The sequence below is a fragment of the Corallincola platygyrae genome, from assembly GCF_039544265.1.
Classification (GTDB): domain Bacteria; phylum Pseudomonadota; class Gammaproteobacteria; order Enterobacterales; family Neiellaceae; genus Corallincola; species Corallincola platygyrae.
In genome coordinates this window covers 55,550-76,174 of sequence record NZ_BAABLI010000033.1, presented here as the reverse complement: position 1 = coordinate 76,174, position 20,625 = coordinate 55,550, and the positions used below count along the sequence as shown (strand labels likewise).

Genomic DNA, 20,625 nt, shown 5'->3' with positions numbered 1-20,625 from the left:
AGCGCTTTTTCCAACTGTTTGTTTTTCTAAATCAAACATCAGTCTTTTGGCCATTCAATCAGCTGCTTATTGTGTGATGCCAATACTTTGACCAGATTCTTTCGAAGCCCAAGTAGACACCCTGTGCGTGCGTTGCTATTGAATAATGTGCCAGGAGCCGCATCCAGCGCATGTAAGGCAACCCACGCAGTCTCGCCTTTAATTACTCGCAGTTGATTGGCGCCACTTAGCGCCAGCAGCAATAATTCAGGCAGGTTTTCTCCATCGATGGCTCTTGCTGACTTGGATAGAAATGGAATTGCAATGGCACCAATCGAAATAATGCGCTGCTGTTCTTTCAGTTCAAGCTGGTCAAAAACATGCTCTAGCATACTGGTTATTCGGTAGATGGCCTGCTTCTCGGATATATGAGATTCCATGCTTAAGCTTGCGCACAGAATATAGTCCCTGGGGTGATAGATGACTAACTCTGGAGTTTCCTCCTGGGCTAAGCAAGCCCCGAGTCTCTCTTCAAACTCTCGGCCGTAGTTGAACCCCTTTGAATAGTAGAGTTGTCGCATAACCGGCATCTCTATCAGAAAGTAAAACTGCCGGTAACCTTCAATGGGTTGGCTGCTATCAACATAGAACTGCTCGTGTTCTTTTAACGAGTTTCGCACGCTTTCGAGCAGGAACCCGTGCAGTTTTTTGCGTCCTTTTAGTCCGGTCGTTGGGTGCTTGTCTTGTTCACCTTTTACCTGGTTCAATTGACGGCTTCGTTTAAACAGTTGTTGTGTTAATGGAATCAAAGACAAAACTGATAACAGACCGAATACAACTGCTAAGCGGAGCCAGTTCTGGGATGAGGAGAGGTTATCCGTTGTATCCTCTAGCTGGTGACGCAAGTTTTGTATCGAACGTTGCAACTGCTGCTGTTGATAGAACTCTTCAGAGTTATCTGCTGGCGGCAGCAAAGCCTGCTGTGGTGCTTTAAAGCGGCTGGCATTGTCTTTGTGACGATAAGCCTGCTCATAGTCTTGCTTATCCGCGTACAGCTGCGCCAAAAGTTCGTGGGCCTCTGCTGGCGTGTATTGATAATCTCCATCCGAGGAGAGCGAAAGCGCTTCATTTGCATGAAAGAGCGCTTGTTCGTTGAACCTTTGTTGGAACTGAAGCTTGGCCATGAGCAGGTGAGACGCTCCTAAATAATGGGCGTTCTCAGCCTGGGATAGCTCGAGCAGTGCGTGGTCAAGATAGCTTTGAGCGTTCGAATAGTCCTTCAAGTGCAAGTAGGCTTGTCCAATATTATGATAAAGCAGGCCGACTTTCGTTGGTGAAGGGTTCTTTCGTGTCAGCTCAAGGGCATTCAGATAATGAAGTAGTGCTGTGTCATACAATCCCTGCTGCTCAAAGACAGTACCGAGAAAGTTCAGGGTATGTGCCAGATTGGATTGGTCACCAAGCTGTTGATAGAGCTCCGCTGCGCGCTCAATGTAGTCTTGTGCTCTGGCGAAGTTAGACAGTTGTTTGTATACCAGCCCGAGCCTTCCGTATATGTAAGCCGATAGGTTTTTATTCTCCGCCCGATCTGAGATTGCCAGCGCAGCCAGTAGATATTTGATTGCCTGTTGGGATTGGAGTAGCCCTTTGTAGGATTGTGCCAGATAGACTCTGGTCCAGACTTTTAAGGCTGGGTCATCTTCTTTCTGGGTAAGCGCTAATGCAGCCAGCATATGCTGACTGGCCAGGCTGTACTTGGCTTGATCATTGTACGCTCTTCCCAATGCTTCATGGAGCGCGTGTTTCAGTAACCTTGGCGCGGGTGTTGTCGCGCGGTTTAATAGCTCAAGACCCTTATCGAACTCGATAACTGCCAGAGAAACATTGTTATCAAAATAGGCCGAAATGCGCCCCGAGATAAGGTGGGATTCCGCCGTTAGGTGTGGGTTGAAGGTCGTAGAAAGTTGCTCTCTGGCAAACATTAAGTGCTTTCTGGCAAGAGATGGGGACAATTTCTCCTCAATATAACTGCTAGCAATAATGAGGTTAGCTCCAGCCTTATGTTCCGCGGATAGCGAGGTATCGCTGCTATCAAGCCAGTCTGTTGCGAGTTTGCGCGCAATCTGCGGCTGTTGTGGTAGCACACTTCGCATTTCCGCTAGTTTGTTTTCGTTGACTGAGCCCTGTGAATAAAACGGGAACAGCAAAGCCAAAGCTAAAATTAGAGATCTCAACAAGATAAACATCAGCTCTTAATAAAGTGCTTGCATGTTAGATTGAATCTTTCGTCACTGCGAGCGATATCATTGACGCGCCATTCTCAAATTGTCAGGAAGTTGCTCGAAGTCACTTCTAAAAGGATTGATATCCAGTCCACCGCGACGGGTATACCTGGCGTACACAGTCAGTTTTTCAAGTTCAAAGTGTGTTTTCAGGTCGATAAAGATCCGTTCGACGCACTGTTCGTGGAACTCGTTGTGGGTTCTGAACGAGATTAGGTAACGAAGCAGCCGTTCTCTGTCTATTTGTTGTCCTTCGTACCTGATCAGTACAGACCCCCAGTCAGGCTGGTTGGTTATCAGGCAATTTGATTTGAGAAGATGACTCTGAAGGCTTTCTTTGACTTTCTTCAGTGGTGTTTGGCCGTTATCAGAACTGAGTGAATCAGGGGCATAGTTGTAATCCGTTATTTCAATGTTCTGTTCGTCGATACAGATAGCATCAAAACCTCGGATTGTCTGGCCGTCATACTCATCGAGCTTGTGCAGTGTGACGCTGACGTTTGCTCCTGCACACTTAGAAAGATCCTGTTCCAGCGTTGCCGCTACTTGCTGCCAATCTGAAAATTTATGTTGATTGAGACTGTTCAGATACAGCTTAAAAGACTTTGACTCAATCAGGCTCGGCGATTGGCAGGGGAGTACAAAGTCTGCCACGGCGACTTGAGGCAGCCCTTTGTTATTAAGCCAGGACAACTCGTAACCTGTCCAAATATCTCCGCCATCGAAGGGTAAGTTATCTTCATCCAGTCCGATCTGAGAACGGTTTAATGATCGTGGTACTGCTTGAAGCAAGTCAGGTGCATACCCGCTGTTGTAGTCAGTTTTTTCGCCCAAGGAGAGGTTTTGTAAATCGGGGTGATTATCGTAGCTACTGGTCATGGTGGTATGGTGTTCGTTAGTATGCCCGTATTGTACTCATTTATAGGAACTCAGGCAGCATGTCTGACATGAACAAAGCGATCGACAGCTTTTTTAATCGACTGATAGAACAGCCTGATTTGTTGCCGCAGACGCATTGGGACCCTAAGTGGCCTTCACCCTGTATTCAGGGAAAGCCAGAGCAGGCAGGCGAGGTGTGTCGTTGGCTGCCGGTTAAACGCGAACAACCTGCTAGTTTCGATAATGTGGAGAATGCGATTGAGTTAGCAATTCATGTCGACGTGAAGCAGCTTTATCAGAATTATTATTCCAACATTATACCCGCCCAGTTTGGGGGGCTGGCTCTGGATCTGATTCAGCCCTGGAATGATGAGGATTTTGAAGGACTGCAGGAAAACCTGATAGGCCATGTGTTGATGAAAAAGCGATTGAACCAGTCGATCACCTTATTCATCGGCTGTATCGACGATGACACTATTGTCAGCGTAGAAAATGACACCGGCCGGGTTGTTAAGGAGAGAGTGGGGTGCGAGCCCGCAAGTGTACTTGCTGACTCGCTTGTTGAGTTTGTTTCGCAGCTGCGCCTTCGAAGCTAGTTCAGTTCGGTTTTTGCAGTAAACGCTTTATCTCCGCCAGCTCCTGGCGGATCGCTTTTAACTCAGCGTGCACGTCACCTTTATCAGGGACATCATGTTCAGTTGTCTGTGTGTTATTCACTTCGACTTTGGTCGACGTTATCTCCGCTGATAAGAACTTGTCTGGGGAGGCTTTGGCTTCCTGAACGGCAGAGATAAGATCATGCATATTGTAACGTCTGCTCACACGCCCCTTAAGCAGTGCAACAGAGGGGGACTTGCCAGCGGTCAAAATCTCTTTCAAAGCCGCGATTAATTCTTGGTCCATATTATTCATCTACATGGGCTGTTTCAGCCTATTGTCGAGCAATAGGTTGATGAAGTGAACCATTCAATCGCTATGCTCTTAGCATGGCGTCTAATTGGTCCACGGTTTCAGCCCATTCTGCGTCATCTGACACCGCTTCCTGCAGAAAACTGGCTTGAGATGGAGTCCAAAACGATGCTTGAGAAATATTTTTCCCTTCCGGAATGCGATGGCTAACGACAAACTCCTTGATGCTGTCATTATCGTTGGGCAACCCTAGCTGGTTAAAAAGAGCGCTGAGATCATGTGGTGATGTATACATGGTGGCTCCTCTGTCATCACATGGATTAACTTGTCGGACTGTCCAATCAGTATAGACTCAGGATAAGTGCAAGCTCAGAATCAGAGATCAAATGTCAGCGCGTCGATATAAATCCTTTAGCGAGTTCTATCCCTATTATCTGTCTGAACATCAGGACCCACGGTGCCGTGCGCTGCACTATATAGGTAGCTGCCTGGTGATAGTGTGCTTGGCTTGGGTGATTGTTACTGCCAGCTGGCTTTGGTTGTTGGTTTTGCCGCTAATCGGTTATGGATTTGCCTGGATAGGCCATCTTGGTTTCGAGAAGAACCGGCCTGCAACTTTTCAATACCCGTTGTACAGTTTTTTGGGGGATTGGCGGATGCTGTTTGATTTCCTGACCGGGCGACTAAACAAACATATGAAAGGCATCAGCTCCCGCTAATGCCTGGTTGTTAACCCCTTACCGCTTTAAAAAAGTGTCCGATAGCATTTGCCAGCTCAGCACTTCGCTCTGGTGAGCGAATCGCCATATGCAGTTCGGCTTTAAGGCTTGGGATGCCAAACAAGTCGGTGAGTAGACTGACAAACAGGGGAATGTCTTCCAATGCCGCTAACCGTTCCAGATAAATCTTAAGGTTTTGGCCCTTTAGCAACTCCCAGCCTCGCCCTGCTATGAGAATGTACAGGTCGGGCTCTGCTCCCAGGGAGCCTGTTAACAGTTTATCGAGCGCTTTTTCTAACAGGTTGTGATTCTCCGGGTGCAGAATGCAGCGCACATATAGAAGTTGACGTTGCAGGTCCTTTTCAGCCATGAGTGCAATTGAGATTTGCTCCGCTTGATTTGATGATACGCCTGTTTGCTCTGCTGCCGCGGCGAAACCCGCGATAGCTTCAGGCGGAAAACGATTCAATTGCTCCGCTTGCATAAAAGTCATGGCATCACGGCGTGTTGCAAGGTCTGCGATACCCTGCAGCGAAAGGTTTTGCCACTGACTTATCTCTGTTTGGCCGGAAAAATATTCTGCGACCTGTTCATAGTATTTACTGGCGGGTTGCTTCTTGTCTTTACGGATAAGTGACGTCAGTAAAGCAAGTTGCTGCTGCGACGGGCTAATAGCAAACGGATTGTTCTTCAGCATACTTTCCCGCTCCTCACCATCCACTGCATGGTTAAAGCTGTTTTGCAGCAAGCCGGCAATATGGTGTACAGAAGGGAAGTCGATGCACCCCTGCTCATCTAATGGCAACTTTAAACACCAAATCGCAGGCTCAAAAGGTGCTGAAGGGTGCTCTAACGTGATTGCTACGAGTGCGTGTTGCTGTAATGGATATGGATAGGGCTGTGCCTGCATTTGATGCTGGCTGAAATCAGCCTGTGAAAGGCGTGTTACCCGACGTCCCAGATTATACGCAGCCAGTTTGATGCCAAGCTGTGTACAACAAATATCCAGTTCACCCATGTTTTGTGTTCCTCTGCGAAAGCGGCGGTTATTATATAGTTCCTCATTGCAGCCTCAAGGGCTGTGTTATCCATGGCATTAAGTGGAGGTAGGCTAATGGAACTGAAGGTTAAGATTTATCTGGGAGAGATCGCTCACCAACTTCGTGACGCCAACTTGTGGAGTTCAGAGGCGCCTTCAGAAGCGGCGTTGCAGTCCAGTCAACCGTTCTGCTGTGATTCGATGCCATTTGAACAATGGCTGCAATTTGTCTTTTTGCCCAAGATGAATCATATCATCGAGCAAGAGCAACCATTACCTGTGCGCTGTGATATTGCCCCTATGGCTGAGCATACTTTGGACAATAGCAATCCTCATGTTCAGGCGCTGGTCGCTAAGTTAAGGTCTCTTGACAGCTTGTTACAAGGGCAGGGTGCTTAAGGTATGGACGACAGACCACTCCCCATACTCTACCAAGATGAAGATATCGTTATTATCGACAAACCCGCTGGTATGTTGGTGCACCGTTCGTTTTTGGACAAACATGAAACGCGTTTTGTAATGCAGACTTTGCGAAACCAGCTTGGTCAGCATGTTTTCCCTGTACACAGGTTAGATAAGCCAACGTCTGGCTGTTTGGTTTTCGCCCTGAATTCTGAAATGGCAAATAGGCTGGCGCAGTTATTTGAGTTGCATCAAGTAAACAAGGAATACCATGCAATTGTTAGAGGATATGTTAACGGAAGTGGAACCATAGACTATGCGCTTAAACCTAAGGTGGATAAGGTGGCTGACCGCTTTTCCTCAGGGGAAAAAGAAGCACAATCCGCGGTGACTGATTATGTCGCTTTAAAACATCTGACGCTTCCCATCCCCGTAGGGAAATACCCCGAAGCGAGGTATTCGCTGCTTCGATTAAAACCAAAAACTGGTCGCAAACATCAATTGCGCCGCCACCTCGCACATATTTCACACCCCATTGTCGGCGATACAACCCATGGCGATGGTAGACATAATCGTTTGTTTAGAAATGAGTTTGAATGCCACGAACTATTGCTTCGAGCAACCAGTATTAGTTTTGAGCATCCGCTGAGTGGAAGAACAGTGTCAGCCGAGGCCGAATGGACAGCCAACTGGCTTGCGCTGCTGGAACGAGAAAATTGGACACCTGTTTGAAACTGTAAATGAAAAAATATTACAGACAAAAGGCCGCACTTTGCGGCCTTTTGTCTTTTTTATACATGGCGCACAAAAATGTAATAAACCCATTTTACCCAGTTAACATGCGGCCTGTATTTGTATATAAGGGCGAACATTAGAGCGAATGTTCAGTAACATTTTTCACATTAGGTTCTACACTTGTAACTATCTTGTGAAGGGAATCACAGAAAGTTTAAGTAGCCGGGTTTAGCATCTGCCCTGACTTTGGACGCCGGGGGGTGATTAAAGTCAGGTGGTCAGCGACAGGCACTTAAGCTGAACATCGGAGAATTAACTAAACGAGCACATAGAGGCAAGTTAGCTAACTCTCCCAAGGGAATGTTGGTTTCTCAAATAACGAAGTAATAAACAAATAAAAGGGATTAGTCTCATGGCTAAAATCAAAGCACTTCCAATCGCATTAGCGATCGCATCAGCTCTGACTGCTGCAAGCGCTTCTGCAGTTGAATTCCACGGTTATGCTCGTGCAGGCCTGTCTACTACCGGTGACGGCGGTGAGCAGCTTTGCTACGGTTCAGGCGCAGGTGGCCACTGGGTTGGTCGTCTGGGTGATGAGTGTGACACGTACATCGAGTTGGATCTTCAACAAGAAGTTTACAACCGCGACGGTAAAGTCTTCAGTGTTGAAGCAATGTGGGCAACTGACATCCAGAACCAAGGTAATGACTACCAGTCTCTGCAGCGTAGTCAGCCTGTTCTTGACGAAAATGGCAACCTGCAAAACCAAAACGAACCTTGGGGTGAAGGCGACTTCGCTCTGCGTCAGTTCTTCGCAACTGGTAAGGGTGTAATCGGTTGGGCTCCAGAAGCTTCTCTGTGGGCTGGTAAGCGTTTCTATCAGCGTAAAGACGTTCACTGGTTGGATTTGTTCTATGTGAACAACTCTGGCTACGGTGTTGGTCTTGAAGGTGTTGATGTAGGCCCAGGTAAGATGTCATTTGCTTGGACTAACTTCGACACTCCTTCTCGCATCCAAGGCGGTGACGAAGCAAACGGTCCTACTATCCAGAACAACAAACTTGACGTTCGTTTCTCTGGTATCCCTCTGTGGTCTGGCGCAAGCTTAGAACTGATCGGTATCTACGGCTTCGCTGACCTGACTGACGCCCAAGATGATGCTGACTACGGCGACGACGACGGTTACTTCCTGACTGCTGAAATCTCTCATCCTCTGATGGGTGGCTTCAACAAGATCGTTGTTCAGTACGGTGCTGACTCAATGGGTCACGCAGCATGGGCTAACCACGGCGGTGGTGAGTCTCTGAACAACCCTTGGTGGGATGGTCAGCAAGAAACTTCAGTCCGTATCATGGACTTTGGTGTAATCAAGTTGACCAAAGACCTGGAAATGGGTTACTCAGTATTGTACCAAGTTGCTGAAACTTATGGCGATTACGATGACCTGAAGCGTCTGTCAATTGTTGCGCGTCCTACTTACAAGTGGAACGACGTAATGAGCACTGCTGTAGAATTCGGTTACAGCGATGACGAAGGCTATCCTTGGGAAGGCGATAACGGCGAGTACGACCTGTACAAAGTTATGGTTTCTCAGAACTGGTCTGCAGGTAAGAGCTTCTGGGCTCGTCCTCAAATCCGCCTGTACGCAGGTTCTTTCTGGGGTGAGCAAGCTGAGCAGCGCACTGCAGACGGCGATGACGGTAACTTCCGTTTCGGCGCACAGGTTGAAGCTTGGTGGTAAGCACAACCTGTTACTAAACAGCTAGCTGTTTAGTGCAAAACTCGAGCCCTCGGTAGCTTGCTATCCGGGGGCTTTTTATATACGGTGAGCCCTCTTCGGTGCGTTTTCAGTTACGAATCCAACTTTTTTTATTTAGCACAATTTAAGGTGTACAAAGCGTAATGGGTATTTTGCGGTCATTGGCTATCGGCGTTTTAGTCATTTCATTTTCTATCTCATCTGCAAGTGCTGACTGGCTAGATTGGTTTAGCGGAAAAGATGATACTGAACAGCCTCTTGCTGACATGGAACAGGCTAAGTGGGAGTTGTTTAATGGGCAGCCTTGCTGTGAATCTTTATCTCAACTTAGGTACGAGACGCTTAAACCTGGCTCTCGTTTACGCACAACGGTAGATACATCGGCTCAGATCTTTGAATTTAAAACAGGCAAGAGTTTTGTTAAGTCTTACAGACTGCCAAGTGTTGTCGGTGCATACTCTCTGAGTATCCGTAGTGATGTATACGAAGAAACTACTTTATTCAGTCCCAACGTTATTGTATTAAACGCAAACTTTTCGCCAACCAGGGTGTTCACCTCAAAGACATTTACCTACACACCCGCACGAATGCTTGATCCAGATAATGTCAGTTTGGATATAGGCTTCAATGGCCTGCCTCCAGAAAGCCCGGGGGCTGAAGTTTACCTCTTGGTGTTTACTACAGAGGCTGATTTGAATGGCTTTACGCAGATGAAACATCAGCTCCGAGTGTTTGCTGAAAGCCAGGGAAGAGCCGATCCAGCTGTTGCAGATCCCATCGCGAAGCATTCACCCATAGGCAAGTTAAGCTTATCGATAAACTCTGGCCATGGCAGCTTGGCAACGGACGATCCTGTCGATCAATTCTTTTCCAACATGTTCGGCGGTGACAGCGAAGTGCAGGAATATGTGGATGTGCCACACCCTGACGAAGTGCCCGACAGTTCGCCTACGCCAGGACTCACATCCAATGTTGCGAGCGGCAATGTATCAATGCTCCCTGAGACTGAGGACCTTTACAATCAGCTGATCGAAAAGGCTGTTGCCAACAATGAGATCGATAAGGCTATGAAGCTTGTTGAAGAGGCTGAAAGAGCCGGCTCTAGAAGCGCTAGAAAGATCTTCATCGAGTCGGTAAAGAATCTCCGCTAACAGTGATTTGATACCCAAATAAAAAAACCGAGCTCAAATAGCTCGGTTTTTTTATTTGGTAAACATACGTGCAACGATCCGTTTCAGGATAGTTACGCGTTAGTCTCCATGGTTACTCTGCGCTTCGCAGCAGGGCATTGATGCCCACTTTTGAGCGAGTTTTGGCATCTACCTTTTTAACGATAATCGCAGCGTACAGGCTGTAGTTACCGCACTTGGAAGGCAGGTTACCACTTACAACAACTGAACCTGCAGGAACTCGACCGTAGTGGATTTCTCCGGTTTCACGATCAAAGATACGGGTGCTTTGACCAATGTAAACGCCCATAGAGATCACAGAACCCTCTTCAACGATAACACCTTCAACAACCTCTGAGCGCGCTCCGATGAAACAGTTATCTTCGATGATAGTAGGGTTAGCCTGCAGTGGCTCCAGAACGCCACCGATGCCGACACCGCCTGAAAGGTGTACGTTTTTACCGATCTGAGCACACGAGCCTACAGTTGCCCATGTATCAACCATGGTACCTTCACCTACGTACGCACCGATGTTTACATAAGAAGGCATTAGTACTGCATCGTTGGCGATAAATGAACCTTTACGAACAGCTGCTGGAGGAACGACACGCGCGCCATCACGCTTGAAGTCTTCTTCTGTGTAGTTCTCATACTTCATTGGTACTTTATCGAAGTATTTGCTTTCAGCGCCTTCAACAACTGCATTGTCATTGATACGGAAGTAAAGCAGTACTGCTTTTTTTAACCACTGATGCACAACCCATTCGCCGGCAATCTTTTCGGCAACACGCGCCTTACCATGATCAATCATTTCGATCGCTTCAATGATGGCGGCTTTTACCTGTGGCTCAACGCTTGAAGGAGTGATGTTTTCACGCTCTTCAAACGCCGCTTCAATAATGGCCTGTAGTTCAGTCATTAATAGTCTCCGGTTATAAACAAAATTTACTCAATTGATTGGTTAATTCTTTCTTCTAATGCTTGCTGCAGTGCGTCTCGGGCTGACGCTTCCATGCCTGCACCTTTAGCACCAGTTAATATAAAAAAGTCCTCTGCGCGTTCGCCGATAGTGGTGATCTTCGCTGCCTGGAGGTAGACCTCATGTTCTTCGAAAATATCCCCTAAGGTTGCCAATAAACCGGGATAATCGAGTGCTACCAGCTCCAACATGGTCCGGCTATGGTCCTCAGTGTCGAGGAACTTTACCTGAGTAGGCACAGAGAAATGCCTCATTGCGCGCGGTGGCCGCCGGGTTGCCTCTGTACTCTTTGAGTCGCATACCAGCACCTCCAGAAGTTCTGTTTTTATCTCTTCAACACGATGTGGAGCTGTCAGTGGCTCACCATCCTGTTCTAGCACGACAAAGCTGTCTAACGTGTGATTATCACGGGTACTCATGATCTGTGCATCGTGAATATTCAGCCCTTTTCTATCGAGCAGTCCCACGGTTTTGGCAAACAACCCCTGGCAATCTTTGGTGTAGATGAATATTTCGGTCCCACCTCGGGTCATCTGTTTGCTGATAAGAATAAGAGGTTCGCTACCAGTGTGATTCAGAATCTCTCTGCCGTGCCAGGCGATCTGCTCCGCCGTGTGGCGCTGGAAGTAGTCATCAAATAGCCTTCCCAACAACTCATCAACACGGCCTTCAGGGAAGCGCTGAATGAGTGCGGCCCTGGCGTCATCACGTGTTGCACTGACTTGCTGTGCGTTTGCATCGTAATGTTGTTCCAGTCCGTGCCTGAATAAGGATTGAGTTGCAAAATACAGCTCACGCAGCAAGGCAGCTTTCCAGGTATTCCAGAGGTTGTCATTGGTCGCGTTTATGTCTGCAACTGTCAGGCAATACAGGTAGTCTAAGCGCTTTTCATCGCCGACTTTTTCTGCGAACTCTTTTACTACGTCTGGGTCGTAGATATCCCGTTTCTGTGCGGTAACAGACATCAGCAGGTGGCTCTCGACCAACCAGGCAACTATATCTGCATCTTTTTCTGGAAAGCCGTGCTGAAGGCAGAACGCCTTTGCATCGACGGCTCCAAGTTCCGAGTGGTCTCCGCCGCGGCCTTTAGCAATATCGTGGAACAGACCCGCAAGAAAAAGGAGTTCAGGCTTTCGCATCTTCCTCAACAGCTCGCTGCACAGCGGGAAGTTGTGCTGCTCGCGAGGCCGCAGAAAGTGATACATGTTCTGCAGCAGGCGATAGGTGTGCTCGTCAACGGTATAGGCATGGAACAGGTCAAATTGCATCTGCCCCATAATCTGCTGCCAAAGCGGGAAGTAAAGCGCCAGCATAGAGTGTTTATGCATTCGGCTTATCGGCCTTCCCATACCTCTTGGGTGTTTGAGCAGTTGATTAAACAGCCTTCTAAATGAAGGGTGGTCGACCAGGTATCCTGAGAAACTGCGGCGGGCGATGCGCAGTTGGCGAATAGTCTGGGCACTGATCCCTTTGATCGCCGGGTCGTCCGCAATATGAAGAAACAGCTCTAACATCGATTCAGGACGAGATTGGAAAAGGCCATCGTCAAGAATCTCAATCATTTCGCCACGACGCTGAAAACCCTGGTCAATGGGGTAGATCTTCGCTTTGTTGTGAGAGCCCAGAATAGCCTGGTCAAACAACTGCATCAGCATGTCGTTTAACTCTCTCACTCGGCGGATGGTCTGGTAAAACCGCTTCATCATTTTCTCGACGGCGACATTTCCTTCGTCGCAATAGCCGAGGGCTGAGGCTACCTTAGGCTGGTGCTCGAATAACAAGCGGTTTTCAGAGCGTTCAGTGGTGATGTGAAGAATAAAACGAACCTGCCAAAGGAAAGATTGGCACTCCATCAATTCCTGATGCTCGTCTTCGGTCAAAAAGCCATGGCCGATTAGCTCTTGCAAGCTGTTCGCGTTGAAATGGCTCTTGGCTACCCAGCCAATCGTTTGAATATCTCTCAGACCGCCTGGGTTACTTTTGACATTAGGCTCCAGATTGTAGCCGGTGTCATGAAACTGCTCATGACGTTTGAGCTGTTCTTCTAACTTGGCCTGATAGAGTGCGTCCGAAGGCCAGAAACGTTTTGATTGAACGGCATCCTGAAGCTTATCAAATGGCTCACTGGCACCACATATAAGCCTGGATTCAAGCAAATTTGTGCCAATGGTGATATCACTTTTGCCTAGTTGGATGCACTCTTTGACTGAGCGTACCGCTTGACCGATCTCCAGTCGAACATCCCAAAGCCAGGTAATAAATTCACTGATCTGCGACTTTGCTGATTCGGGGATCTGTCTTTTTGCCAATACCAGAATATCGACATCGGAGTTTGGGTGGAGTTCGCCGCGTCCGTAGCCTCCGACAGCAATCAAACTTAAGTCTTTTACCTGATCTAAGCCACAACGCTGCCAAAGCGCCGATAAAAGTGCGTCGACAAAGCGAGATCGACCAAGAACCAGATTATTTACCGATTCGCCGGCTTGATATTGAGCTTTGAGCCAGGTCAGGAAGTCGGTGTTGGCCTGGCGAAACTCTGCAACCCGGCCTTGATCTGCCAGGTCGTTTACGGCGTTGATAATCTCCTTCAGTTCCTTTGTCGACATACTACTTCCCTAAACTAATCGTGACTGATAATGCGATCGATAGTGTCACAGGCGCGGAGTGTGAGCACCTCGCAGCCGTTTTCAGTTACCAGCAGTGTATGTTCCCACTGCGCTGACAGGCTTCTGTCTTTGGTCACGGCGGTCCAACCATCTTTCAGTAGCTTGGAGTGCGGTTTGCCGACATTAATCATTGGCTCAATGGTAAAGCACATGCCAGCCTCAAGTTGGTCGCCTGTGCCTTTGCGACCGTAATGGAGTACTTGTGGCTCTTCGTGGAACTCTTTACCTATGCCATGGCCGCAGTACTCTTTTACGACTGAATAGCCGTGTTTTTCTGCATGCTGTTGAATAACAAAACCGATATCACCAAGGTAAGCGCCTGGCTTTACCAGTTCGATACCTTTGTACAGGCATTCCTGGGTTACCCGAATCAGACGTTCCGCCAGGATTGAAGGTTTACCCACTACAAACATCTTACTGGTGTCGCCGTGGTAACCATCTTTAATCACGGTGATATCTATGTTGACGATATCGCCGTCTTTGAGTTTCTTATCTGATGGGATGCCATGGCAGATAACGTGGTTAATTGAGGTGCAGATGGACTTTGGAAATCCATGGTAGTTCAGTGGTGCAGGGATAGCCTGCTGGACGTTCACTATGTAATCGTGGCAAATAGTATTCAGCTCGTCTGTTGTTACCCCTTTTTTAACGTGGGGTTCAATCATCTCTAATACTTCTGCTGCAAGGCGTCCGGCAACTCGCATTTTTTCTATTTCAGACGGGGTCTTAATTACAATACTCATGCAATGTCCAATAACACATCTTGATTCCGGTGCGAGAGTATATCAGACGTTGAATTGACCGTCTTGCGAGCATTACGCCAAAGAACTGACAATTTCACACGTCGTTAATTGCGAGAGTGGGTAGATTTATGGTATAAAGCGCGCCGAAAATAGGTGTCGTAAATGGTTACGGCACTAAATACCACACACACATTCCGTCACATGTTTCGGGGTGCCTGAAAAGGTCGAATACATGGGGGATGTGGAGGCTTAACCCCATAGAGGAAAGAAATATGCCTAACGTATCTATGCGTGACATGCTGAAAGCGGGTGTCCACTTCGGTCACCAAACCCGTTACTGGAACCCAAAGATGAAGCCTTTCATCTTCGGTGCCCGCAACAAGGTTCACATCATCAACCTTGAGCACACTGTACCTATGTTTAACGAAGCTTTGTCTTTCATCAGCAACACTGCTGCTAAGAAAGGTAAAGTATTGTTCGTTGGTACTAAGCGCGCAGCAAGCGAAGCTGTTCGTGAAGCAGCACAGCGTTGCGGCCAGTTCTACGTTGACCACCGCTGGTTGGGCGGTATGTTGACTAACTGGAAGACCGTGCGTCAGTCAATCAAACGCCTGAAAGACCTGGAAACTCAAAGCCAGGACGGTACTTTTGACAAGCTGACCAAGAAAGAGGCGCTGATGCGTACTCGCGAAATGGAAAAGCTGGAAAAGAGCCTGGGCGGTATTAAAGATATGGCTGGCCTGCCAGACGTACTGTTCGTTATCGATGCTGAGCACGAACACATTGCAATTAAGGAAGCCAACAACCTGGGTATTCCTGTAGTTGCAGTAGTTGATACCAACTCAAGCCCTGACGGCGTTGATTACATCATCCCAGGTAACGATGATGCGATCCGTGCTGTAAGCTTGTACCTGACTGCAGCGTCTGACGCTGTAGCTGAAGGTCGCTCACAGGGTGCTACTGGCGCCGAAGGCGACAGCTTCGTTGAAGAAGCAGCTGAGTAATTAGGGTCATAAAACCACCCCTTTTACCGCTAAGGTAACAAACGCTGAAAAGGGGCCGCATTTAGGCCCCTTTCTTCTAAACTGAACTGGATTATTTTGTGCCGGAACTCCGGCAAGGCGAGGATTGACAGATGGCAGCAATTACAGCAGCTATGGTTAAGGAACTGCGCGAGCGCACTGGCGCTGGCATGATGGATTGTAAGAAGGCGTTGACAGCCGCTGAAGGTGATATCGAAAAAGCGATTGAAGACATGCGTAAGTCTGGCCAAGCGAAAGCGGCTAAGAAAGCAGGTCGTGTTGCTGCAGAAGGTATCATCCTGACTAAGAGCGCAGGTGACGTCGCTGTAATGATCGAACTGAACAGCGAAACTGACTTCGTTGCTCGTGACGAAAACTTCCTGGCGTTTGGTGACAAGCTGGTATCTCTGGCACTGGACAACAAAACTGCATCTCTGGAAGCGCTGCTTGCGTGTGAACTGGACGGTGTTAAGGTTGACGAAGCTCGTACTAACCTGATCGCTAAGATTGGTGAGAACATCAACATCCGTCGCGTTGTTCTGGTTGAAGGTGCTGACGTTGTAGCTAGCTACATCCACGGCGCACGTATCGGTGTTCTGGTTGCTGCAAACGGTGCAAGCGAAGAACTGGCGAAAGATATCGCCATGCACGTTGCTGCAAGCAACCCGCAGTTCGTTAAGCCTGAAGACGTTTCTGCTGAAGTTGTAGAAAAAGAGAAGCAGATCCAGATCGAGATCGCGATGAACAGCGGCAAGCCTGCTGAGATCGCTGAGAAGATGGTTGTTGGCCGTATGAAGAAGTTCACCGGCGAAATCAGCCTGACTGGTCAGCCTTTCGTGAAAGATCCTTCGCAAAGCGTTGGCGAACTGCTGAAAGCAGCAAATGCTGATGTTGTTACTTTCGTTCGCTTTGAAGTGGGTGAAGGTATCGAAAAAGCGGAAGATGATTTCGCTGCAGAAGTTCAGGCACAAGTTGCAGCTGCACAGAAAGCCTAACTCGTTGTAAGATAAGGCAGCCAAATGGCTGCCTTTTTTCCGTCTCCAAATTATCCGAGAGAACTATGAGTATTAATCCAAAGCCTGCTTACCGTCGAATCTTGTTAAAACTCAGCGGTGAGGCCCTGATGGGCGATGAAGAGTTCGGTATTGATCCGAAAGTGCTTGACCGCATGGCAACCGAAATTAAACAGTTGGTTGAGTTAGGTGTTCAGGTTGGATTGGTGATAGGTGGCGGTAACCTTTTCCGCGGTCAAAAACTATCTGAAGCAGGTATGAACCGTGTAGTGGGCGACCACATGGGTATGCTGGCCACAGTAATGAATGGTCTGGCGATGCGAGATGCCCTTCATCGTGCCTATGTGAACGCGCGCTTAATGTCAGCTATTCCGCTGAATGGTGTATGTGACAGTTACAACTGGACCGAAGCGATCAGCTTGCTGAAAACTGGCCGCGTGGTCATCTTTTCTGCGGGTACCGGAAACCCATTCTTTACCACTGATTCTGCAGCGTGTCTGCGTGGCATCGAAATTGAAGCGGATGTCGTGCTGAAAGGTACGAAGGTGGATGGTGTGTTTTCTGCCGACCCGGTAAAAGACCCCAACGCGACCTTGCACGGTGCACTGACCTACGACGAAGTACTGGATCGTGAGTTAAAAGTAATGGACTTGTCAGCCTTCACGCTGGCCAGAGACCATAGCATTCCGATTCGAGTATTCAACATGAATAAGCCTGGCGCGCTTAGAGCGGTGATCATGGGGGAAAATGAAGGTACCCTCATCAGTCATCAGCCTGAGTCACCAGAAAAACCAGAATAATAGAGATTGATGGAGTAACTTGCTGTGATCAACGATATCAAAGCAGATGCAAAAGCGCGGATGGTTAAAAGTATTGAAGCGCTTAAAAGTCAGATGGCCAAAGTACGTACTGGTCGCGCTCACCCAAGCCTGTTGGACTCCATCATGGTGTCTTACTACGGTGCACCTACACCACTCAAGCAGCTGGCAAACGTAACGGTTGAGGATTCACGTACGCTGGCTTTGACCGTATTCGATAAGTCACTCGCTGGCGCGGTTGAAAAGGCTATCATGGCGTCAGACTTGGGGTTGAATCCAAACTCAGCAGGCACGGTCATTCGTATTCCTATGCCGCCTCTGACGGAAGAGCGTCGTAAAGACCTGATTAAGGTAGTTAGAGCTGAAGCCGAAAATGCGCGTGTAGCTGTACGTAACATTCGACGCGATGCCAATAGTGATTTGAAAGAACTTCTGAAAGAAAAAGAGATCTCTGAAGATGAAGATCGCAAAGGTCATGATGACGTTCAGAAAATCACCGATACTTACGTTAAGCAGGTAGATGAACTGCTTAAAGCGAAAGAGCAGGAACTAATGGAGTTTTAAATCGTCTGTTAAAGACGATAACTCCTTCGTAACAAGGCTAACGCCGTGTCGTGAAGGGCACGGCGTTTTCTTTTTTTATCCTCACTTAGGAAGAGTGCAAAGTCTGAATGTCTGAGGAAAACCCATTCGGCGACTGTGTCGATCGTTTACCAAAGCACATTGCCATCATCATGGACGGCAACGGGCGCTGGGCGCAGCAGCGTAATAAGGCCCGTATTCTTGGCCACCGAGCGGGTGTTGGTGCGGTTCGTGAAACTGTTCGCTTAGCGACTCAATGGCAGATAAAGGCGTTAACGCTGTACGCTTTTAGTAGCGAGAATTGGCGCCGCCCTGACAAAGAAGTCAGCTTGCTAATGGAGCTGTTTCTGAGTGTTCTGCAACGTGAAGCTAAACGCCTTCATAAGAACAATGTCAGACTACGCATCATCGGCGACACCTCCCGATTTAGTGACCGCTTGCAGGAGCGTATTCATGCTGCTGAGCAGCTCACTGCTGCAAATACTGGTTTAACACTAAACATTGCTGCCAACTACGGTGGGCGCTGGGATGTTGTTCAGTCAGTACAGTCCCTGGCCAGGCAGGTAGCAAATGGTGAATTGGCACCTGAGCAGATCTCGGAAGAGTTAATTGGCGACGGTTTAACGACACGTGGTCAAGGTGATCCTGACCTGATGATTCGAACTGGCGGTGATTGTCGTATCAGCAACTTTCTTGTCTGGCAGATGGCATACACTGAAATGTATTTCACAGAGTCTCTTTGGCCGGATTTCAACCGAGATCTGTTTGAAGATGCAATCTGCACTTTTATGGGCAGGGAGCGTCGTTTTGGCCATACCGGCGATCAGGTGAGAACCGGCTCGACTGATGAGAGCGTAAAGGGGTAATTTTTGCTTAAGCAAAGAATCATAACTGCAGTAGCCCTACTTGTTGTTGCGTTAGCTGCACTGTTCTATCTCTCTGCAAATGGACTGGCTATCGCAGTCGGTTTGGTGGTCTGGGTAGCCGGATGGGAGTGGTCCAAGTTTTGCCTATTGGTTAACAAACTGCAGCGTGCTTTGTTTGCTTCTGTTATTACTGCGGCATTTGCTGGTCTCTGCTGGCAGGTGCCACCGCAGAGTCTCGAGGCGATTTCTTCTCTGCCTCCCTATCTGCTGTCGGTGTTGATCATTGGCTGTTTATGGTGGGTTGCTGCCGTCATACTGGTGTTTTCGTTTCCCAAAAGCGCGGTGATTTGGAAATCCCAAACCGTGCTCAAGTTTATTGCCGGGTTGATGACCCTGCTGCCCTTCGCAATCGCGGTAGTGTTACTCCGCAGTACCCATGCTGAAAAATACGGTGTTTGGTATGGCGCAGAATTGCTGCTGATTGTTCTCGCCATGGTTTGGGCTGCTGATTCTGGCGCTTACTTCACAGGTAAGCAGTTTGGCAAGCGCAAGCTGATGCCAAAAGTTAGCCCGGGGAAAACCATTGAGGGCATGCTCGGTGGTTTATGCTCAGCAGCTTTAGTGGCTCTGGGTGGTGCCTGGACACTTAAAGTGGCTCCTTCCGATTGGGGCTACTTCGTTTTGGCAAGTGTACTGGCAGTGCTTGCCTCAGTGTTTGGTGATTTGGCAGAAAGTATGTTTAAGCGCCAAGCAGGGATTAAAGATTCAGGCCGAATATTACCTGGCCACGGTGGCGTGTTGGATCGCATTGACAGCCTGACAGCCGCTCTACCTGTATTTGCTCTTTGCTACTGGCTGTGGATCGGGTGATGCAGCGAATCTCGATTCTTGGTGCGACAGGCTCGATTGGTCAAAGCACGTTAGAGGTTATCCGTCGTAACCCAACCCAGTTTGAAGTGTTTGCTCTCACTGCGGCGAAAAACATCCATCGTCTTGTCCAACAATGCCTGGAGTTTAAGCCAAGGTTTGCTGTTGTGGCATCGGAATCTGACCTCGACGAACTCAAGTTGGCGCTTTCCAATGCTGGCTCTTCCAGTGTTCCTTTAGCAGGGAAAGAGGCTCTTGAGAGCGTATCGTCAGATAGTGATGTCGATACCGTCATGGCTGCGATTGTAGGAGCGGCGGGTCTGCTGCCAACCATGGCAGCGGTAAAAGCTGGCAAAAAAGTGTTACTGGCCAATAAAGAAGCTTTGGTCATGTCGGGTGAGCTTTTTATTGCGGAAGTCGCAAGACACGGTGCCACTCTGTTACCTATCGACAGCGAGCATAATGCGATTTTTCAGTGCTTACCTCATCAGGTGCAACAGGATAGCTCTGGTTCTGAGTTGGCGTCTCACGGTATTTCGAAGATCCTGCTAACGGGGAGTGGTGGACCGTTTTTAACCTCGCCCATCTCGTCTCTGAGTAACATGACGCCGGAGCAAGCATGTAAGCATCCTAATTGGTCTATGGGACGGAAGATCTCAGTTGATTCTGCCACCATGATGAACAAGGGGCTCGAATTCATCGAAGCTAAGTGGTTGTTTAATGCCGATCCTGAGCAGATCCAGGTCGTTATTCATCCGCAAAGTGTTATCCACTCCATGGTTCAGTATCGCGATGGCTCCGTATTGGCCCAGCTGGGTAATCCCGACATGTGCACCCCGATAGCGCATGCCATGGCGTTTCCTGAGAGGATAGACAGCGGTGTCGCTCCTCTCGACTTCACTAATATGCTCGATTTTAGTTTTACCGCACCCGATTTCGAACGTTTTCCTTGTTTAAAGCTAGCGATTGACGCCTGTAAGGCGGGCCAGTGGGCATGCACTGCATTAAATGCAGCCAATGAAGTGGCAGTAAATGCATTTCTTGAGAGGTTGATCCGGTTTACGGATATATCTGCGGTGAACCAACAGGTACTAGAGAAAGTCCAATCACAGCAGTTAAATAGTTTGGAACAGGTTGTAGAGCTAGATAGAATGGCTCGCAAGGTAGCTAATCAAGTCATCGCTGAGACTCAATAGT

At 48.3% G+C, this 20,625-nt stretch carries 21 protein-coding genes; 13 read left to right on the top strand and 8 right to left on the bottom strand.

The window, feature by feature from the left end; all coding sequences use genetic code 11:
- Positions 1 to 38: 38 nt before the first annotated feature.
- Both ABEA14_RS18210 and queF read right to left on the bottom strand, forming a co-directional pair.
- The gene (locus ABEA14_RS18210) at positions 39 to 2,132 is read right to left on the bottom strand and encodes a tetratricopeptide repeat protein (protein WP_345342116.1); all 2,094 of its coding nucleotides are present in this window, start codon (positions 2,130 to 2,132) and stop codon (positions 39 to 41) included.
- A gap of 150 nt (positions 2,133 to 2,282) precedes the next feature.
- On the bottom strand, positions 2,283 to 3,140 hold the full coding sequence (queF, locus tag ABEA14_RS18205) for an NADPH-dependent 7-cyano-7-deazaguanine reductase QueF (RefSeq protein ID WP_345342114.1): 858 nt from the start codon (positions 3,138 to 3,140) through the stop codon (positions 2,283 to 2,285).
- Positions 3,141 to 3,199: 59 nt separating this feature from the next.
- Between queF and syd the strand changes: the two genes are divergently transcribed.
- On the top strand, positions 3,200 to 3,736 hold the full coding sequence (gene syd, locus ABEA14_RS18200; RefSeq protein ID WP_345342112.1) for a SecY-interacting protein: 537 nt from the start codon (positions 3,200 to 3,202) through the stop codon (positions 3,734 to 3,736).
- 1 nt (position 3,737) lies between these two features.
- On the opposite strand, the gene ABEA14_RS18195 is transcribed toward syd, so the two are convergent.
- Both ABEA14_RS18195 and ABEA14_RS18190 read right to left on the bottom strand, forming a co-directional pair.
- Entirely contained in the window at positions 3,738 to 4,043 is a 306-nt protein-coding gene (locus ABEA14_RS18195) for a hypothetical protein (RefSeq protein ID WP_345342110.1), read from the bottom strand.
- Between the two features lie 70 nt (positions 4,044 to 4,113).
- The gene (locus ABEA14_RS18190; RefSeq protein WP_345342108.1) at positions 4,114 to 4,344 is read right to left on the bottom strand and encodes a DUF2789 domain-containing protein; all 231 of its coding nucleotides are present in this window, start codon (positions 4,342 to 4,344) and stop codon (positions 4,114 to 4,116) included.
- Positions 4,345 to 4,435: 91 nt separating this feature from the next.
- Here ABEA14_RS18190 and ABEA14_RS18185 point away from each other — a divergent pair, with 91 nt between their 5' ends.
- Positions 4,436 to 4,768: an Mpo1-like protein gene (locus ABEA14_RS18185; protein ID WP_345342106.1), complete on the top strand. Its 333-nt coding sequence runs from the start codon at positions 4,436 to 4,438 to the stop codon at positions 4,766 to 4,768.
- Positions 4,769 to 4,778: 10 nt separating this feature from the next.
- On the opposite strand, the gene ABEA14_RS18180 is transcribed toward ABEA14_RS18185, so the two are convergent.
- Positions 4,779 to 5,786, bottom strand: coding sequence for a DUF3549 family protein (locus ABEA14_RS18180; RefSeq protein ID WP_345342104.1), 1,008 nt, complete (start codon positions 5,784 to 5,786; stop codon positions 4,779 to 4,781).
- Between the two features lie 96 nt (positions 5,787 to 5,882).
- Between ABEA14_RS18180 and ABEA14_RS18175 the strand changes: the two genes are divergently transcribed.
- The 4 genes from ABEA14_RS18175 to ABEA14_RS18160 all read left to right on the top strand — a co-directional run bounded on the left by ABEA14_RS18175 (position 5,883) and on the right by ABEA14_RS18160 (position 9,854).
- Positions 5,883 to 6,206, top strand: a complete 324-nt coding sequence (locus ABEA14_RS18175; protein ID WP_345342102.1) for a YqcC family protein — start codon at positions 5,883 to 5,885, stop codon at positions 6,204 to 6,206.
- A gap of 3 nt (positions 6,207 to 6,209) precedes the next feature.
- Positions 6,210 to 6,941, top strand: a complete 732-nt coding sequence (gene truC, locus ABEA14_RS18170; protein ID WP_345342100.1) for a tRNA pseudouridine(65) synthase TruC — start codon at positions 6,210 to 6,212, stop codon at positions 6,939 to 6,941.
- Between the two features lie 415 nt (positions 6,942 to 7,356).
- On the top strand, positions 7,357 to 8,685 hold the full coding sequence (gene lamB, locus ABEA14_RS18165) for a maltoporin LamB (RefSeq protein ID WP_345342098.1): 1,329 nt from the start codon (positions 7,357 to 7,359) through the stop codon (positions 8,683 to 8,685).
- Positions 8,686 to 8,846: 161 nt separating this feature from the next.
- Entirely contained in the window at positions 8,847 to 9,854 is a 1,008-nt protein-coding gene (locus ABEA14_RS18160) for a MalM family protein (protein ID WP_345342096.1), read from the top strand.
- A 112-nt stretch (positions 9,855 to 9,966) separates the two neighbouring features.
- Here the strand turns inward: ABEA14_RS18160 and dapD are convergent, their stop codons facing one another.
- From dapD to map, 3 genes are read right to left on the bottom strand one after another with little or no spacing between them, the layout of a single operon-like run.
- Positions 9,967 to 10,791 (bottom strand): 2,3,4,5-tetrahydropyridine-2,6-dicarboxylate N-succinyltransferase, encoded by an 825-nt coding sequence (gene dapD, locus ABEA14_RS18155; RefSeq protein WP_345342094.1) that lies wholly within the window; start codon positions 10,789 to 10,791, stop codon positions 9,967 to 9,969.
- A 26-nt stretch (positions 10,792 to 10,817) separates the two neighbouring features.
- Positions 10,818 to 13,457 carry a [protein-PII] uridylyltransferase gene (gene glnD, locus ABEA14_RS18150; RefSeq protein WP_345342091.1) on the bottom strand — a complete coding sequence of 880 codons (2,640 nt, stop codon included), beginning with the start codon at positions 13,455 to 13,457 and terminating at the stop codon, positions 10,818 to 10,820.
- A 14-nt stretch (positions 13,458 to 13,471) separates the two neighbouring features.
- Positions 13,472 to 14,260: a type I methionyl aminopeptidase gene (gene map / locus ABEA14_RS18145; protein ID WP_345342088.1), complete on the bottom strand. Its 789-nt coding sequence runs from the start codon at positions 14,258 to 14,260 to the stop codon at positions 13,472 to 13,474.
- A gap of 272 nt (positions 14,261 to 14,532) precedes the next feature.
- Between map and rpsB the strand changes: the two genes are divergently transcribed.
- The 7 genes from rpsB to ispC all read left to right on the top strand — a co-directional run bounded on the left by rpsB (position 14,533) and on the right by ispC (position 20,624).
- Positions 14,533 to 15,264 carry a 30S ribosomal protein S2 gene (rpsB, locus tag ABEA14_RS18140; RefSeq protein WP_345342086.1) on the top strand — a complete coding sequence of 244 codons (732 nt, stop codon included), beginning with the start codon at positions 14,533 to 14,535 and terminating at the stop codon, positions 15,262 to 15,264.
- A 131-nt stretch (positions 15,265 to 15,395) separates the two neighbouring features.
- Positions 15,396 to 16,277 carry a translation elongation factor Ts gene (gene tsf, locus ABEA14_RS18135; protein WP_345342084.1) on the top strand — a complete coding sequence of 294 codons (882 nt, stop codon included), beginning with the start codon at positions 15,396 to 15,398 and terminating at the stop codon, positions 16,275 to 16,277.
- Positions 16,278 to 16,342: 65 nt separating this feature from the next.
- Positions 16,343 to 17,095 (top strand): UMP kinase, encoded by a 753-nt coding sequence (pyrH, locus tag ABEA14_RS18130; RefSeq protein ID WP_345342082.1) that lies wholly within the window; start codon positions 16,343 to 16,345, stop codon positions 17,093 to 17,095.
- A gap of 60 nt (positions 17,096 to 17,155) precedes the next feature.
- Positions 17,156 to 17,677, top strand: coding sequence for a ribosome recycling factor (gene frr, locus ABEA14_RS18125; RefSeq protein WP_377776259.1), 522 nt, complete (start codon positions 17,156 to 17,158; stop codon positions 17,675 to 17,677).
- A gap of 107 nt (positions 17,678 to 17,784) precedes the next feature.
- Positions 17,785 to 18,561 carry an undecaprenyl pyrophosphate synthase gene (gene uppS / locus ABEA14_RS18120; RefSeq protein WP_345342078.1) on the top strand — a complete coding sequence of 259 codons (777 nt, stop codon included), beginning with the start codon at positions 17,785 to 17,787 and terminating at the stop codon, positions 18,559 to 18,561.
- A 3-nt stretch (positions 18,562 to 18,564) separates the two neighbouring features.
- The gene (locus ABEA14_RS18115) at positions 18,565 to 19,431 is read left to right on the top strand and encodes a phosphatidate cytidylyltransferase (protein ID WP_345342076.1); all 867 of its coding nucleotides are present in this window, start codon (positions 18,565 to 18,567) and stop codon (positions 19,429 to 19,431) included.
- Positions 19,431 to 20,624: a 1-deoxy-D-xylulose-5-phosphate reductoisomerase gene (gene ispC / locus ABEA14_RS18110; RefSeq protein WP_345342074.1), complete on the top strand. Its 1,194-nt coding sequence runs from the start codon at positions 19,431 to 19,433 to the stop codon at positions 20,622 to 20,624. The genes ABEA14_RS18115 and ispC overlap by 1 nt, the downstream gene beginning before the upstream one ends.
- Position 20,625: the final 1 nt, after the last annotated feature.

Bases quoted from the DNA above. Each gene is read 5' to 3' on its own strand.
- ABEA14_RS18210 (WP_345342116.1), bottom strand. From the start codon at position 2,132: ATGCGAAGTGTGCTACCACAACAGCCGCAGATTGCGCGCAAACTCGCA.
- queF (WP_345342114.1), bottom strand. From the start codon at position 3,140: ATGACCAGTAGCTACGATAATCACCCCGATTTACAAAACCTCTCCTTG.
- syd (WP_345342112.1), top strand. From the start codon at position 3,200: ATGTCTGACATGAACAAAGCGATCGACAGCTTTTTTAATCGACTGATA.
- ABEA14_RS18195 (WP_345342110.1), bottom strand. From the start codon at position 4,043: ATGGACCAAGAATTAATCGCGGCTTTGAAAGAGATTTTGACCGCTGGC.
- ABEA14_RS18190 (WP_345342108.1), bottom strand. From the start codon at position 4,344: ATGTATACATCACCACATGATCTCAGCGCTCTTTTTAACCAGCTAGGG.
- ABEA14_RS18185 (WP_345342106.1), top strand. From the start codon at position 4,436: ATGTCAGCGCGTCGATATAAATCCTTTAGCGAGTTCTATCCCTATTAT.
- ABEA14_RS18180 (WP_345342104.1), bottom strand. From the start codon at position 5,786: ATGGGTGAACTGGATATTTGTTGTACACAGCTTGGCATCAAACTGGCT.
- ABEA14_RS18175 (WP_345342102.1), top strand. From the start codon at position 5,883: ATGGAACTGAAGGTTAAGATTTATCTGGGAGAGATCGCTCACCAACTT.
- truC (WP_345342100.1), top strand. From the start codon at position 6,210: ATGGACGACAGACCACTCCCCATACTCTACCAAGATGAAGATATCGTT.
- lamB (WP_345342098.1), top strand. From the start codon at position 7,357: ATGGCTAAAATCAAAGCACTTCCAATCGCATTAGCGATCGCATCAGCT.
- ABEA14_RS18160 (WP_345342096.1), top strand. From the start codon at position 8,847: ATGGGTATTTTGCGGTCATTGGCTATCGGCGTTTTAGTCATTTCATTT.
- dapD (WP_345342094.1), bottom strand. From the start codon at position 10,791: ATGACTGAACTACAGGCCATTATTGAAGCGGCGTTTGAAGAGCGTGAA.
- glnD (WP_345342091.1), bottom strand. From the start codon at position 13,457: ATGTCGACAAAGGAACTGAAGGAGATTATCAACGCCGTAAACGACCTG.
- map (WP_345342088.1), bottom strand. From the start codon at position 14,260: ATGAGTATTGTAATTAAGACCCCGTCTGAAATAGAAAAAATGCGAGTT.
- rpsB (WP_345342086.1), top strand. From the start codon at position 14,533: ATGCCTAACGTATCTATGCGTGACATGCTGAAAGCGGGTGTCCACTTC.
- tsf (WP_345342084.1), top strand. From the start codon at position 15,396: ATGGCAGCAATTACAGCAGCTATGGTTAAGGAACTGCGCGAGCGCACT.
- pyrH (WP_345342082.1), top strand. From the start codon at position 16,343: ATGAGTATTAATCCAAAGCCTGCTTACCGTCGAATCTTGTTAAAACTC.
- frr (WP_377776259.1), top strand. From the start codon at position 17,156: ATGGTTAAAAGTATTGAAGCGCTTAAAAGTCAGATGGCCAAAGTACGT.
- uppS (WP_345342078.1), top strand. From the start codon at position 17,785: ATGTCTGAGGAAAACCCATTCGGCGACTGTGTCGATCGTTTACCAAAG.
- ispC (WP_345342074.1), top strand. From the start codon at position 19,431: ATGCAGCGAATCTCGATTCTTGGTGCGACAGGCTCGATTGGTCAAAGC.